Below are 14,410 nucleotides of genomic sequence, written 5' to 3'. Positions count from 1 at the left end.
GGTACAACAGAAGTAGATGTGACAGTGAAATACCCAGATGGCACAACAGATCACATTAAAGTACCAGTAACAGTCGGTGAAGAAGCAGACAGCGATTCAGATATGGGAATGGGTTCAACTGATTCAAACAACAATGATGGAAACGGCATTGCAAAAGCTGCAACTACAGATGATCATGATAAATCAAATAATGATAAGAAATTACCAGACACTGGTGAACAACCAATAAATAACGGTGCTTTATTCGGCGGTTTATTTGCTGGAATTGGATCATTATTCTTACTTGGTCGTCGCAAAAAAGACAACAAAGAAAATAACTAGAATTATATAATTGAAATTTTATGGCTGGGGCAAATTTTTGTCCCAGCCTCTATGATTTTTAGGATAGTGTCATAATTTTCATTAATAAAACAGATTTAGGCTAGTTTTTATAAAAGTTAATACAGAAAGGTATGTAATGAATGGATATATCTAATCAACTAAAGAATTTATTCAATAGTCATTCAGATGCAGAAAAAATTTTTGTTAGTATTGGTCATCCTTCCCAAAAGGCTTTAGTAAAAATGTTTAAATCACATAATGATGACCGAAATATTAAAAAATATATAGAAGCATTTCGAAAAAATACTGGTAAAAAAGCCGAATGGATCAAAATAGATTTCGTTACATCAATTGAAAAAATTAAATATGAACAATTAAAGCATGATTTAACTCATACACGTAGAAATTATGTAGAATATGGCTTTTCATTAGATAATAATTGGGAGTTAGCATTCTTACCTGAAGAAATTAATACCAATGCATTTATAAGACCAGAACCTAATAGTAAAGAGCTTTTCATGTCTGAGAAGAACATTAACAACTATATTAAAAAGTATAAAAGAATAAGAAAATATTTCACACATCGTAATTATGAAAATGAAGATGTTTATAAGTTCTACACGAAAAGCTATTTTATTGAAAAAGATCAACTTATTGAATTAGAAGAAAAGGGATATCGTAAAGGTCTAAGAAAAATTGATAATATTAATGAAGAAATTGATCGATTAATTGAGACAAGTACTCATTTTTTGAAAAATCAAATTCAAGATAACGGAAAGTATATTTATGGTTATTTTCCACATTTCGATAAAGAAATAGGATTTTATAATAATTTACGTCATTCATCATCAACATATGCATTAATAGAAGGTCTGAGTTATTTAAATGAAGATGTGACGATTGTAGAAAAGGCGATTGATTATTTAATCAAACATTATTTATTTGAAGTTGATGGTGCGGGATATATTTTTGATGATACTGAAGGTGTGAATGAAATAAAATTAGGTCAAAATGCTGCATTTATCTTCGCGATTTGTGAATATTTAAAGCACGTACCTGAGAAAAATCAATATTTAGAAGCTGCACAGAAAGTTGCTAAAGGGATATTGACGATGATTGATGATCAACAACAAACGATTCATGTATTAAATTATCCTGATCTAACGACTAAAGAACAATTCAGAATTGTATATTATGATGGTGAAGCTGCTTTAGCATTATTAAGACTTTATCAAATTGATCATAATGAAGAATGGTTGAATACTGTCAAAATGTTATTCGAAATGTTTATAGAGAAAAAATATTGGAAATATCATGATCACTGGTTAGGATATTGTACAAATGAATTAGTACAAATTGATCCACAAGAGAAATATTATAAATTTGGCATTCAGAACGTATCGAGTTATTTAGATTATATGCAACAAAGGAAAACGACATTCCCAACATTTTTAGAAATGTTAATGGCGACTTATCACTTAGTCGAAAAAGCTAAAAAGACAGGATATGCTGAACTTGTTGAAACTTATTTAGATGAAGAAAAATTCATTAATACAATACATTTAAGAGCTGATTATGAAAGAACAGGCTACTTTTATCCTGAAATTGCTATGTATTTTAAAAATCCTGCACGCATTGTGAATTCATTCTTCATTAAACATCATGGTTATAGAGTAAGGATTGATGATATTGAACACTATTTATCAGGGTATGTTCAATATCAAAAAGTATTTAGCACTAAAAAAACTAATATTTATATTTAAATTATAAGTATTACGCGTATAAACCTTCTTATTTAAATAATTATAGGAAGACTATGGTATATATTTCATACTATCAAATTAATATAATATAATATTTAGAATCTAAGTTGTTGAAAAATAATTGTTAAAAAACATTGTGGAGGTTTATTGATATAATTTAAATATTTTTTCCTTTTAAATTAAATGAAATCACTTAATCCCTCAATAAATTAGTAATATGAGCATCAAGCCTTTTCATCAAATGTATAAAATTAGCTTTTTCTTTATCATTATAGATGATTAAAAGTTCATCTATAATTTTTGAACATTCTTCTTGTACATCATTAATCATATTCTCCCCTTTCTTAGTTATAAATATATACGTTTTTCTTTTGTCATCAATTTCCTTTTTTTTCTCTAGAAATCCTAAATTTATTAATTTATCAATTAATCTACTTAAGTTCCCTTTATCATCATTAAATTTTATGCTTAATTCATTTAAGTTTAATCCATCATGAAATTTAATAAAATATATCAATTTACATACCTTAACTGAATATCCACAATTATTAGTTGTTTTTTTAACTAGTGAATCAACATTTTCATTTAAATTGAGAATAGTGTTTCTAAATTCAATTTTAAATTGAGTTTCTTCTTTAATAACCATAAAAACAATCCCTCTTTCTATTGTTAATATAAGTAAAGTATCTTTTATAAAATAATTTTACCAAAATATGACAATTAAATAAAGGTTAAATAAGAAATTTATAAAAAAATATTGTTGTTTTATACAACATTATATAAATTATATTTTGGACAATTGTTTCGGTGGTTTTATAATTATTATAGTGTATAATTTTAGCAGAACTATTGATAAGGGGAAGCATATCATAAATGATGCGGTTTTTTCAGCCGCTTCATAAAGGGATTTTGAATGTATCAGAACATATGAGGTTTATGTGAATTGCTGTTATGTTTTTAAGAAGCTTATCATAAGTAATGAGGTTCATGATTTTTGACATAGTTAGCCTCCGCAGTCTTTCATTTCAAGTAAATAATAGCGAAATATTCTTTATACTGAATACTTATAGTGAAGCAAAGTTCTAGCTTTGAGAAAATTCTTTCTGCAACTAAATATAGTAAATTACGGTAAAATATAAATAAGTACATATTGAAGAAAATGAGACATAATATATTTTATAATAGGAGGGAATTTCAAATGATAGACAACTTTATGCAGGTCCTTAAATTAATTAAAGAGAAACGTACCAATAATGTAGTTAAAAAATCTGATTGGGATAAAGGTGATCTATATAAAACTTTAGTCCATGATAAGTTACCCAAGCAGTTAAAAGTGCATATAAAAGAAGATAAATATTCAGTTGTAGGGAAGGTTGCTACTGGGAACTATAGTAAAGTTCCTTGGATTTCAATATATGATGAGAATATAACAAAAGAAACAAAGGATGGATATTATTTGGTATATCTTTTTCATCCGGAAGGAGAAGGCATATACTTATCTTTGAATCAAGGATGGTCAAAGATAAGTGATATGTTTCCGCGGGATAAAAATGCTGCAAAACAAAGAGCATTAACTTTATCTTCCGAACTCAATAAATATATTACATCAAATGAATTTAATACTGGAAGATTTTATTACGCAGAAAATAAAGATTCATCTTATGATTTAAAAAATGATTATCCATCAGGATATTCTCATGGATCAATAAGATTCAAATATTATGATTTGAATGAAGGATTCACAGAAGAAGATATGCTAGAGGATTTAAAGAAATTTTTAGAACTATTTAATGAATTAGCTTCAAAAGTTACAAAAACATCCTATGATAGCTTGGTCAATAGCATAGACGAAATACAGGAAGACAGCGAAATTGAAGAAATTAGAACAGCACAAAAAGATAAGACACTCAAGGAAGTGGAAGCACCTAAAGGAATAATTCCAAAATATAAAAAAGGTGTATCAAAGACTACTAAAAATGATTCAGAAATTGAAAAATCAAATAAAGAGAATAAATTAACCGGTAAAGTTGGAGAAAAATTAGCGCTAAATTACTTTAATGAGCTAATTGATAATAAAATAGACGAAGATAAGAAAGAACAGTTTAGGAATATTTTAAATGATAATCCAGGCTCTCAACACGGTCATGGCTATGATTTAGTAGCTTTTGATCCAACAAATACAGATAAAGCTGTAGAAAAATTTATTGAAATTAAAACATCTACATCTTCTAGTATTGAGGAACCATTTTTTATGTCGCTAAATGAAATGTTTGCTATGAAAGAATATAAGCAGAAATATTTAATATTAAGAATATTTAATGTTTCTGGTAAAGAACCACAATTTTATTTTATAGATCCATATGCAAATTATTCTGAATTTAAAGATGTAGATGATCTCATTGACAAAGTATTTAATGTAGAAGCTATTCAGTATAAAGTTTTTGGCGAAAAATGATTACTTGAACAAGAGCTAAAATAAAATTGTGATCTAATAAAAATAGAAACTGTAATTTAAATAAAACTTTCTAAATAAGCTAACTGATAAAAAATCAGTTTGTCCACAGTCTGAAACAAGATTCCTATATTCTTTAGGAATCTTGTTTTTTCTATTTTTATGGTGATAAAGAGCAGATAAGATAATGTGTAATAATCACAAAAAAGTTAAATATTTTAAGGCTTGTTTAATTATTAATGATTTTATATATAAAGAGCAGTATAATAAAGTTGTTAATATATTATGAATAATATTCAAGTAATTTTATTGTTTTTTAATTTGTCGATATTTAAGTTGAGTTAAATTTAAAGGGTGTAATTTGTTTTACAATGATGAAGATAATTAGTCTATCAAAATAAAGGGGTTGGGACTGTTATGAGTGATAATTTGTCATTATTCATTGACTATATCAATGATAATATAATCTATGGTAGTGAAATCAAACGGGAGAAATTAGAGAATTTATTTAATCAATTTGCTATAAAAAATGTTGAAAAGAACATTGTCTATGATGAACTGAAATCTTTAGATATTACAATCATTGAGTCACAGGATTCATATAAAAATAAATTGAAGAGATTATTTTCGGTTCTGTTGCAAAGTAAAAAAATATAGCTAACCACTAATTTATCATGTCAGTGTTCGCTTAACTTGCTAGCATGATGCTAATTTCGTGGCATGGCGAAAATCCGTAGATCTGAAGAGACCTGCGGTTCTTTTTATATAGAGCGTAAATACATTCAATACCTTTTAAAGTATTCTTTGCTGTATTGATACTTTGATACCTTGTCTTTCTTACTTTAATATGACGGTGATCTTGCTCAATGAGGTTATTCAGATATTTCGATGTACAATGACAGTCAGGTTTAAGTTTAAAAGCTTTAATTACTTTAGCCATTGCTACCTTCGTTGAAGGTGCCTGATCTGTAATTACCTTTTGAGGTTTACCAAATTGTTTAATGAGACGTTTGATAAACGCATATGCTGAATGATTATCTCGTTGCTTACGCAACCAAATATCTAATGTATGTCCCTCTGCATCAATGGCACGATATAAATAGCTCCATTTTCCTTTTATTTTGATGTACGTCTCATCAATACGCCATTTGTAATAAGCTTTTTTATGCTTTTTCTTCCAAATTTGATACAAAATTGGGGCATATTCTTGAACCCAACGGTAGACCGTTGAATGATGAACGTTTACACCACGTTCCCTTAATATTTCAGATATATCACGATAACTCAATGTATATCTTAGATAGTAGCCAACGGCTACAGTGATAACATCCTTGTTAAATTGTTTATATCTGAAATAGTTCATACAGAAGACTCCTTTTTGTTAAAATTATACTATAAATTCAACTTTGCAACAGAACCGTATTATGGAATAGAGATGTTGGTAACATTTATACAGGATCATTATACTTAAGTTTAATTTCGTTATTACAGAACCACACATTCCAACCAGAAGAGAAAGTATGTCTATTTAGTTATGGTTCAGGAGCAGTAGGAGAAATCTTTAGTGGTTCAATCGTTAAAGGATATGACAAAGCATTAGATAAAGAGAAACACTTAAATATGCTAGAATCTAGAGAGCAATTATCAGTCGAAGAATACGAAACATTCTTTAACAGATTTGATAATCAAGAATTTGATTTCGAACGTGAATTGACACAAGATCCATATTCAAAAGTATACTTATACAGTATAGAAGACCATATCAGAACATATAAGATAGAGAAATAAACTAGTGGCCGATTGTGCTTGATGAGCTTGGGACATAAATCCTAACTCGAAATAAATAAGCATATCACTAAACTGATTTTTTAAAGTTTACAGTGATATGCTTATTTTTTTATCTTACGATTTTGTACGTGCATGCTTGCCTAGGGGTATGGCTCGAGCCATTAGTCTCTCGCACATACTATTCCCTCAGGCGTCAGCACTTACAAAATCGGTTGTAATTTTCATTTTTATACGCATTCTTACTGAGATTATACTAATAAGAGGAATAGTAAAAGCAATTCTAAGTAAAATTGCAGATAAGAGGTTTGTTAAAAGCAGTTCTAAGTAAAATTGCAGATAAGAGGTTTGTTAAAAGCAGTTCTCAGTAAAATTACAGATAAGAGGTACGTTAAAAGCAGTTCTAAGTAAAATTGCAGATAAGAGGTTTGTTAAAAGCAGTTCTAAGTAAAATTGCAGATAAGAGGTACGTTAAAAGCAGTTCTAGGCAAAATTGCAGATAAGAGGTGCGTTAAAAGCAGTTCTCAGTAAAATTGCTGATAAGGGGTAAGTTAAAAGCAATCCTAAGTAAAATTGCAGATAAGAGGTAAGTTAAAAGCAATCCTAAGTAAAATTGCAGATAAGGGGTACAGAAAAACTAGACTTGATTACAAAATGGAGCTTGGGACATAAATGATTTTTTAAAAATGAGATGAGACGTAGATTAACTCCATAATCAATACGAATCTATCGACTTCTTTATTTATGATATTCATCTCTTTTTAATGGAAATAAAAGTGCGATTAATGTGATAATACAGTTACGTTAATTAAAAAAATAAAAATGCAAGGAGAGGTAATATGCTAACTGTATATGGACATAGAGGATTACCTAGTAAAGCTCCGGAAAATACAATTGCATCATTTAAAGCTGCTTCAGAAGTAGAAGGTATAAACTGGTTGGAGTTAGATGTTGCAATTACAAAAGATGAACAACTGATTATCATTCATGATGATTATTTAGAACGGACTACAAATATGTCCGGGGAAATAACTGAATTGAATTATGATGAAATTAAAGATGCTTCTGCAGGATCTTGGTTTGGTGAAAAATTCAAAGATGAACATTTGCCAACTTTCGATGATGTAGTAAAAATAGCAAATGAATATAATATGAATTTAAATGTAGAATTAAAAGGTATTACTGGACCGAATGGACTAGCACTTTCTAAAAGTATGGTTAAGCAAGTGGAAGAACAATTAACAAACTTAAATCAGAATCAAGAAGTGCTCATTTCAAGCTTTAATGTTGTGCTTGTTAAACTTGCAGAAGAAATCATGCCACAATATAACAGAGCAGTTATATTCCATACAACTTCGTTTCGTGAAGACTGGAGAACACTTTTAGATTACTGTAATGCTAAAATAGTAAACACTGAAGATGCCAAACTTACTAAAGCAAAAGTAAAAATGGTAAAAGAAGCGGGTTATGAATTGAACGTATGGACTGTAAACAAACCAGCACGTGCAAACCAACTTGCTAATTGGGGAGTTGATGGTATCTTTACAGACAATGCAGATAAAATGGTGCATTTGTCTCAATAGAAAGTTAGAGGTGAGTCTTACGTTTCAGTGACGGTAGACTTACCTTTAACATGTTACATACTAAAAAATTAATTTGAATAAGAAAGAGAGACATATATGAAATACGATGATTTTATAGTAGGAGAAACATTCAAAACAAAAAGCCTTCATATTACAGAAGAAGAAATTATCCAATTTGCAACAACTTTTGATCCTCAATATATGCATATAGATAAAGAAAAAGCAGAACAAAGTAGATTTAAAGGTATCATTGCATCTGGCATGCATACACTTTCAATATCATTTAAATTATGGGTAGAAGAAGGTAAATACGGAGAAGAAGTTGTAGCAGGAACACAAATGAATAACGTTAAATTTATTAAACCTGTATACCCAGGTAATACATTGTACGTTATCGCTGAAATTACAAATAAGAAATCCATAAAAAAAGAAAATGGACTCGTTACAGTGTCACTTTCAACATACAATGAAAATGAAGAAATTGTATTTAAGGGAGAAGTAACAGCACTTATTAATAATTCATAATAAAACAGTGAAGCAACCATCGTTACGGATTGCTTCACTGTTTTGTTATTCATCTATATCGTATTTTTTATTACCGTTCTCATATAGCTCATCATACACTTTACCTGAGATTTTGGCATTGTAGCTAGCCATTCCTTTATCTTGTACATCTTTAACATTAATAGCCATCATCATGTTTGGATTATCTTTATCATATGATATAAACCACCCAATTTGTCTGCCTGTTTCTCCTTGTTTCATTTTGAGTTCTGCAGTACCGGATTTGCCAATTAAGTTTGCATAAGATCTATAAATATCTTCTTTATGTGTTTTATTTACGACTTGTTGCATACCATCAGTTAATAGATTGATATTTTCTTTGGAAATAATATTTTTCTTCCAAACTTTGTTTTTCGTGTCTTTTAATAAGTGAGGTGCGTTAATATTGCCATTATTTTCTAATGCGCTATAGATTGAAAGGATCTGTACTGGGTTAATCAGTATTTCACCTTGTCCGTAACCTGAATCAGCTAATAATATTTCATTATCTAAATTTTTGTTTGAAATTTGAGCATTATAAAATGGATAATCACTTGGTATATCTTCACCAACACCTAGTTTTTTCATGCCTTTTTCAAATTTCTTACTGCCTAATTCGAGTGCTACTCTAGCAAAGAAAATGTTATCTGATGATTCTATTGCTTGTTTTAAGTCGATATTACCATTTACCACTTCATATCTTGTAACGTTGTAACCACCCCAAGATTTATCTTTTTGCCAACCTTTACCATCGATTTTATAACTTGTTTTATCGTCTAATGTTTTGTTATTTAACCCAATCATTGCTGTTAATATTTTTTGAGTTGAACCTGGTGAAGTTGTAATCTGGAACTTGTTGAGCAGAGGTTCTTTTTTATCTTCGGTTAATTTATTATATTCTTCGTTACTCATGCCATACATAAATGGATAGACGTCATATGAAGGTGTGCTTACAAGTGCTAATAATTCACCTGTTTGAGGGTGGATAGCAGTACCTGAGCCATAATCATTTTTCATGTTGTTATAAATACTCTTTTGAACTTTAGCATCAATAGTTAGTTGAATATCTTTGCCATCTTTTTTCTTTTTCTCTATTAATGTATGTGCGATTGTATTGCTATTATCGTCAACGATTGTGACACGATAGCCATCTTCATGTTGGAGCTTTTTATCGTAAAGTTTTTCGAGTCCCTTTTTACCAATAACTGCATCATCTTTATAGCCTTTATATTCTTTTTGTTTTAATTCTTCAGAGTTAATGGGACCAACATAACCTAATAGATGTGAAGTCGCTTTTTCTAGAGGATAGTTACGACTTTCTGTTTCATTAGTTGTAAGATGAAATTTTTTTGCGAAATCACTTAAATATTCATCCATTTTTTTAACGGTTTTAAGTGGAACGAAGGTATCATCTTGTACCCAATTTTGATCCATTTGTTGTTTGATATAGTCTTCAGAAATACTTAGTTCTTTAGCGATTGCTTTATAATCTTTTTTAGATACATTCTTTGGAACGATGCCTATCTCATATGCTGTTCCTGTATTGGCCAATTCCACATTGTTTCGGTCTAAAATTTTACCACGTTCTGATTTTAAATTTTCAATATGTATGCTTTGGTCTTTCTGCATTCCTGGAATAATGACGCTATGATCCCAATCTAACTTCCACATACCATCTTCTTTAACAAAATTAAATTGAACGTTGCGATCAATGTTACCGTAGTTTGTTTTAATTTTATATTGAGCATCTACTCGTTTTTTATTTTTAGATACTTTTTTTATTTTACGATCCTGAATGTTTATATCTTTAACGCCTAAACTATTATATATTTTTATCGGACGTTCAGTCATTTCTACTTCACCATTATCGCTTTTAGAAATATAACTGCTATCTTTATAAACTTGTTTGAAATTTTTATCTTCAATTGCATCAATAGTATTATTAATTTCTTTATCTTTTGAAGCATAAAAATATATACCAAACCCGACAACTACAACTATTAAAATAAGTGGAACAATTTTTATCTTTTTCATCAATATCCTCCTTATATAAGACTACATTTGTAGTATATTACAAATGTAGTATTTATGTCAAAATAATGTTATAATTTTTGTGATATGGAGGTGTAGAAGGTGTTATCATCTTTTTTAATGTTAAGTATAATCAGTTCATTGCTCACGATATGTGTAATTTTTTTAGTGAGAATGCTCTATATAAAATATACTCAAAATATTATGTCACATAAGATTTGGTTATTAGTGCTCGTCTCCACGTTAATTCCATTAATACCATTTTACAAAATATCGAATTTTACATTTTCAAAAGATATGATGAATCGAAATGTATCTGACACGACTTCTTCGGTTAGTCATATGTTAGATGGTCAACAATCATCTGTTACGAAAGACTTAGCAATTAATGTTAATCAGTTTGAGACCTCAAATATAACGTATATGATTCTTTTGATATGGGTATTTGGTAGTTTGTTGTGCTTATTTTATATGATTAAGGCATTCCGACAAATTGATGTTATTAAAAGTTCGTCATTGGAATCGTCATATCTTAATGAACGACTTAAAGTATGTCAAAGTAAGATGCAGTTCTACAAAAAGCATATAACAATTAGTTATAGTTCAAACATTGATAATCCGATGGTATTTGGTTTAGTGAAATCCCAAATTGTACTACCAACTGTCGTAGTCGAAACCATGAATGACAAAGAAATTGAATATATTATTCTACATGAACTATCACATGTGAAAAGTCATGACTTAATATTCAACCAGCTTTATGTTGTTTTTAAAATGATATTCTGGTTTAATCCTGCACTATATATAAGTAAAACAATGATGGACAATGACTGTGAAAAAGTATGTGATAGAAACGTTTTAAAAATTTTGAATCGCCATGAACATATACGTTATGGTGAATCGATATTAAAATGCTCTATTTTAAAATCTCAGCACATAAATAATGTGGCAGCACAATATTTACTAGGTTTTAATTCAAATATTAAAGAACGTGTTAAGTATATTGCACTTTATGATTCAATGCCTAAACCTAATCGAAACAAGCGTATTGTTGCGTATATTGTATGTAGTATATCGCTTTTAATACAAGCACCGTTACTATCTGCACATGTTCAACAAGACAAATATGAAACAAATGTATCATATAAAAAATTAAATCAACTAGCTCCGTATTTCAAAGGATTTGATGGAAGTTTTGTGCTTTATAATGAACGGGAGCAAGCTTATTCTATTTATAATGAACCAGAAAGTAAACAACGATATTCACCTAATTCTACTTACAAAATTTATTTAGCGTTAATGGCATTCGACCAAAATTTACTCTCATTAAATCATACTGAACAACAATGGGATAAACATCAATATCCATTTAAAGAATGGAACCAAGATCAAAATTTAAATTCTTCAATGAAATATTCAGTAAATTGGTATTACGAAAATTTAAACAAACATTTAAGACAAGATGAGGTTAAATCTTATTTAGATCTAATTGAATATGGTAATGAAGAAATATCAGGGAATGAAAATTATTGGAATGAATCTTCATTAAAAATTTCTGCAATAGAACAGGTTAATTTGTTGAAAAATATGAAACAACATAACATGCATTTTGATAATAAGGCTATTGAAAAAGTTGAAAATAGTATGACTTTGAAACAAAAAGATACTTATAAATATGTAGGTAAAACTGGAACAGGAATCGTGAATCACAAAGAAGCAAATGGATGGTTCGTAGGTTATGTTGAAACGAAAGATAATACGTATTATTTTGCTACACATTTAAAAGGCGAAGACAATGCGAATGGCGAAAAAGCACAACAAATTTCTGAGCGTATTTTAAAAGAAATGGAGTTAATATAATGGATAATAAAACGTATGAAATATCATCTGCAGAATGGGAAGTTATGAATATCATTTGGATGAAAAAATATGCAAGTGCGAATAATATAATAGAAGAAATACAAATGCAAAAGGACTGGAGTCCAAAAACCATTCGTACACTTATAACGAGATTGTATAAAAAGGGATTTATAGATCGTAAAAAAGACAATAAAATTTTTCAATATTACTCTCTTGTAGAAGAAAGTGATATAAAATATAAAACATCTAAAAACTTTATCAATAAAGTATACAAAGGCGGTTTCAATTCACTTGTCTTAAACTTTGTAGAAAAAGAAGATCTATCACAAGATGAAATAGAAGAATTGAGAAATATATTGAATAAAAAATAAAATTGTTGTGTTTACAACAATACATAGAAAACAGAGGAAACAATCAAGTCGTTGAATATTTCCTCTGTTTTTTAGTTGAAAAAATTAACCGAAAGCCTGAATGCAAGTCTTGATTAAATCAATAATGCTTGTAATAACACCAGTGAAATCCATATGCATACCCTCTTTCTATTTAAGATACATTAAGTATAATATCAAACAAATAAAAAATGTTAAAAATTCCCTAATTGGCTATTTAGATTGCATAAATGTCAAAAATTTGAAAAACATACAACGACTTTGCATAAAAAATCGTCATATTGGAAATACGTAATTTATTGAAATAATAAAAAAAATAAAAGAACGAAGATGATAACCTAAGTGAGGTTTTAAGTTGTTCTAAGGTTTAATTTAATTTATGTTAAAATAGTTGGTATAAAAATACATGATAAACTATAAACTAAATTCAAAATAACTTATGGGGTAGGCAATTATGGAAAATATTTTAAATATAAATGATAATGAAAAAAGAGTGCTAAGGGAAATTTATAACCATCATAATATTTCGCGTACTCAAATATCTAAAAATCTTGAGATTAATAAGGCAACGATTTCTAGTATTTTGAATAAGTTAAAGTATAAATCTCTTGTTAATGAGGTTGGTGAGGGTGATAGCACGAAGAGTGGTGGTAGAAAACCTATTCTTCTGAAGGTTAATCATCTTTATGGTTATTTTATTTCTTTGGATTTAACTTATAGTTCTGTTGAAGTGATGTACAATTATTTTGATGGTAATGTCATTAAGCATGAATCTTATGATTTACCTGATGAAAAGGTTAGTAGTATATTAAGCATAATAAAAAAACATATTGATATTCAGGAGAAACTTGATACTTATAACGGACTATTAGGTGTGTCTGTTTCTATACATGGAGTTGTGGATAATGAGCAGCATGTGACATATTTACCATTCCATGAAACTGAAGGAATTTCAATTGCTAAGAAAATAAAAGAAATTACTAATGTTCCAGTCGTAGTTGAAAATGAAGCGAATCTTTCAGCGTTATATGAACGTAATTTTAATCATAATTTATCCTACAATAATCTTATTGCTTTAAGTATACATAAAGGTATTGGTGCTGGGCTTATTATTAATAATCAATTGTATCGTGGTGCAAATGGGGAAGCGGGTGAAATTGGAAAAACACTTGTCTCAAAAGTTAGCGATAATGTGGAGATCTTTCATAAGATTGAAGATATTTTTTCACAAGAAGCTTTACTGCATAATTTAAGTAATCAACTAAATGAGAAGATGACGCTTAGCAAATTAATTCAATTTTATAATGAAAAAAATCCAGTCGTAGTTGAAGAAATGGAACAATTTATAAATAAAATTGCTGTTTTAATACATAATTTAAACACCCAGTTTAATCCGAATGCAATTTACATTAACTGTCCATTGTTCAATGAAATGCCTGAAATATTAGAAGCAATTAAGAACCAGTTCAAACAATATTCACGTAACGAAATTCAAATAAAGTTAACATCTAATGTCAAATTTGCAACTTTGCTAGGTGGTACATTAGCAATTATCCAAAAAGTACTACAGATTAATGATATTTACTTAGATATAAAAGCATAAAAAACTAATTCAAATGAATAATCAAAGTTCGTAATTGTCTTTATAAAAAAATCCCTCAATCCGAATTGAATTTTCGGATT

The 14,410-nt window shown here is 28.8% G+C and carries 14 protein-coding genes; 10 read left to right on the top strand and 4 right to left on the bottom strand.

The genetic code is table 11. The features are described 5' to 3' along the window. Both LQ677_RS10345 and LQ677_RS10340 read left to right on the top strand, forming a co-directional pair. The coding region (locus tag LQ677_RS10345; protein ID WP_239748816.1) for an LPXTG cell wall anchor domain-containing protein at window positions 1-321 on the top strand (321 nt) is incomplete at its 5' end. A 140-nt stretch (window positions 322-461) separates the two neighbouring features. Beyond that, window positions 462-2,084 (top strand): poly(glycerol-phosphate) alpha-glucosyltransferase, encoded by a 1,623-nt coding sequence (locus tag LQ677_RS10340; RefSeq protein WP_239748815.1) that lies wholly within the window; start codon window positions 462-464, stop codon window positions 2,082-2,084. A 193-nt stretch (window positions 2,085-2,277) separates the two neighbouring features. Here LQ677_RS10340 and LQ677_RS10335 read toward each other — a convergent pair whose 3' ends face one another. Continuing rightward, window positions 2,278-2,730, bottom strand: a complete 453-nt coding sequence (locus tag LQ677_RS10335; protein ID WP_239724304.1) for a MarR family winged helix-turn-helix transcriptional regulator — start codon at window positions 2,728-2,730, stop codon at window positions 2,278-2,280. Between the two features lie 552 nt (window positions 2,731-3,282). On the opposite strand from LQ677_RS10335, the gene LQ677_RS10330 reads away from it, so the two are divergent. Together LQ677_RS10330 and LQ677_RS10325 are read left to right on the top strand one after the other, a co-directional pair. Next, entirely contained in the window at window positions 3,283-4,539 is a 1,257-nt protein-coding gene (locus LQ677_RS10330) for an MrcB family domain-containing protein (protein ID WP_000566670.1), read from the top strand. Between the two features lie 414 nt (window positions 4,540-4,953). Next, a complete protein-coding gene (locus LQ677_RS10325; RefSeq protein WP_001282728.1) occupies window positions 4,954-5,193 on the top strand; it encodes a hypothetical protein in 240 nt (79 codons plus the stop codon). Between the two features lie 31 nt (window positions 5,194-5,224). Here the strand turns inward: LQ677_RS10325 and LQ677_RS10320 are convergent, their stop codons facing one another. After that, window positions 5,225-5,899 (bottom strand): IS6-like element IS257 family transposase, encoded by a 675-nt coding sequence (locus LQ677_RS10320; RefSeq protein ID WP_001106057.1) that lies wholly within the window; start codon window positions 5,897-5,899, stop codon window positions 5,225-5,227. A gap of 35 nt (window positions 5,900-5,934) precedes the next feature. Here LQ677_RS10320 and LQ677_RS10315 point away from each other — a divergent pair, with 35 nt between their 5' ends. The 3 genes from LQ677_RS10315 (at window position 5,935) to LQ677_RS10305 (ending at window position 8,429) form a co-directional block, all read left to right on the top strand. After that, entirely contained in the window at window positions 5,935-6,324 is a 390-nt protein-coding gene (locus LQ677_RS10315) for a hydroxymethylglutaryl-CoA synthase (RefSeq protein WP_020444595.1), read from the top strand. A gap of 836 nt (window positions 6,325-7,160) precedes the next feature. Then, window positions 7,161-7,904 carry a glycerophosphoryl diester phosphodiesterase gene (locus LQ677_RS10310; protein WP_000958858.1) on the top strand — a complete coding sequence of 248 codons (744 nt, stop codon included), beginning with the start codon at window positions 7,161-7,163 and terminating at the stop codon, window positions 7,902-7,904. A gap of 96 nt (window positions 7,905-8,000) precedes the next feature. Further along, the gene (locus tag LQ677_RS10305) at window positions 8,001-8,429 is read left to right on the top strand and encodes a MaoC family dehydratase (protein WP_000872606.1); all 429 of its coding nucleotides are present in this window, start codon (window positions 8,001-8,003) and stop codon (window positions 8,427-8,429) included. A 45-nt stretch (window positions 8,430-8,474) separates the two neighbouring features. Here the strand turns inward: LQ677_RS10305 and mecA are convergent, their stop codons facing one another. Then, entirely contained in the window at window positions 8,475-10,484 is a 2,010-nt protein-coding gene (gene mecA, locus LQ677_RS10300) for a PBP2a family beta-lactam-resistant peptidoglycan transpeptidase MecA (protein ID WP_063852655.1), read from the bottom strand. A 96-nt stretch (window positions 10,485-10,580) separates the two neighbouring features. On the opposite strand from mecA, the gene mecR1 reads away from it, so the two are divergent. Then, on the top strand, window positions 10,581-12,338 hold the full coding sequence (gene mecR1 / locus LQ677_RS10295) for a beta-lactam sensor/signal transducer MecR1 (protein WP_000952923.1): 1,758 nt from the start codon (window positions 10,581-10,583) through the stop codon (window positions 12,336-12,338). Then, entirely contained in the window at window positions 12,338-12,709 is a 372-nt protein-coding gene (mecI, locus tag LQ677_RS10290) for a mecA-type methicillin resistance repressor MecI (RefSeq protein ID WP_000369214.1), read from the top strand. The genes mecR1 and mecI overlap by 1 nt, the downstream gene beginning before the upstream one ends. 84 nt (window positions 12,710-12,793) lie before the next feature. Here the strand turns inward: mecI and psm-mec are convergent, their stop codons facing one another. After that, a complete protein-coding gene (psm-mec, locus tag LQ677_RS10285) occupies window positions 12,794-12,862 on the bottom strand; it encodes a phenol-soluble modulin PSM-mec (RefSeq protein ID WP_014532405.1) in 69 nt (22 codons plus the stop codon). Between the two features lie 319 nt (window positions 12,863-13,181). Here psm-mec and LQ677_RS10280 point away from each other — a divergent pair, with 319 nt between their 5' ends. After that, window positions 13,182-14,330, top strand: coding sequence for an ROK family transcriptional regulator (locus LQ677_RS10280; RefSeq protein ID WP_000427807.1), 1,149 nt, complete (start codon window positions 13,182-13,184; stop codon window positions 14,328-14,330). Window positions 14,331-14,410 lie beyond the last annotated feature (80 nt).

Origin of the sequence: Mammaliicoccus sp. Q-M61, from assembly GCF_022386055.1 — a bacterium.
Classification (GTDB): domain Bacteria; phylum Bacillota; class Bacilli; order Staphylococcales; family Staphylococcaceae; genus Mammaliicoccus; species Mammaliicoccus sciuri_A.
The sequence above is the reverse complement of the archived record's forward strand: the minus strand, read 5'-3'. Positions and strand labels throughout refer to the sequence as shown.

Coding starts and splice junctions, on each gene's coding strand:
- LQ677_RS10280 (WP_000427807.1), top strand. CDS start 13,182: ATGGAAAATATTTTAAATATAAATGATAATGAAAAAAGAGTGCTAAGG.
- mecI (WP_000369214.1), top strand. CDS start 12,338: ATGGATAATAAAACGTATGAAATATCATCTGCAGAATGGGAAGTTATG.
- LQ677_RS10305 (WP_000872606.1), top strand. CDS start 8,001: ATGAAATACGATGATTTTATAGTAGGAGAAACATTCAAAACAAAAAGC.
- LQ677_RS10330 (WP_000566670.1), top strand. CDS start 3,283: ATGATAGACAACTTTATGCAGGTCCTTAAATTAATTAAAGAGAAACGT.
- LQ677_RS10310 (WP_000958858.1), top strand. CDS start 7,161: ATGCTAACTGTATATGGACATAGAGGATTACCTAGTAAAGCTCCGGAA.
- LQ677_RS10320 (WP_001106057.1), bottom strand. CDS start 5,899: ATGAACTATTTCAGATATAAACAATTTAACAAGGATGTTATCACTGTA.
- LQ677_RS10325 (WP_001282728.1), top strand. CDS start 4,954: ATGAGTGATAATTTGTCATTATTCATTGACTATATCAATGATAATATA.
- LQ677_RS10335 (WP_239724304.1), bottom strand. CDS start 2,730: ATGGTTATTAAAGAAGAAACTCAATTTAAAATTGAATTTAGAAACACT.
- LQ677_RS10340 (WP_239748815.1), top strand. CDS start 462: ATGGATATATCTAATCAACTAAAGAATTTATTCAATAGTCATTCAGAT.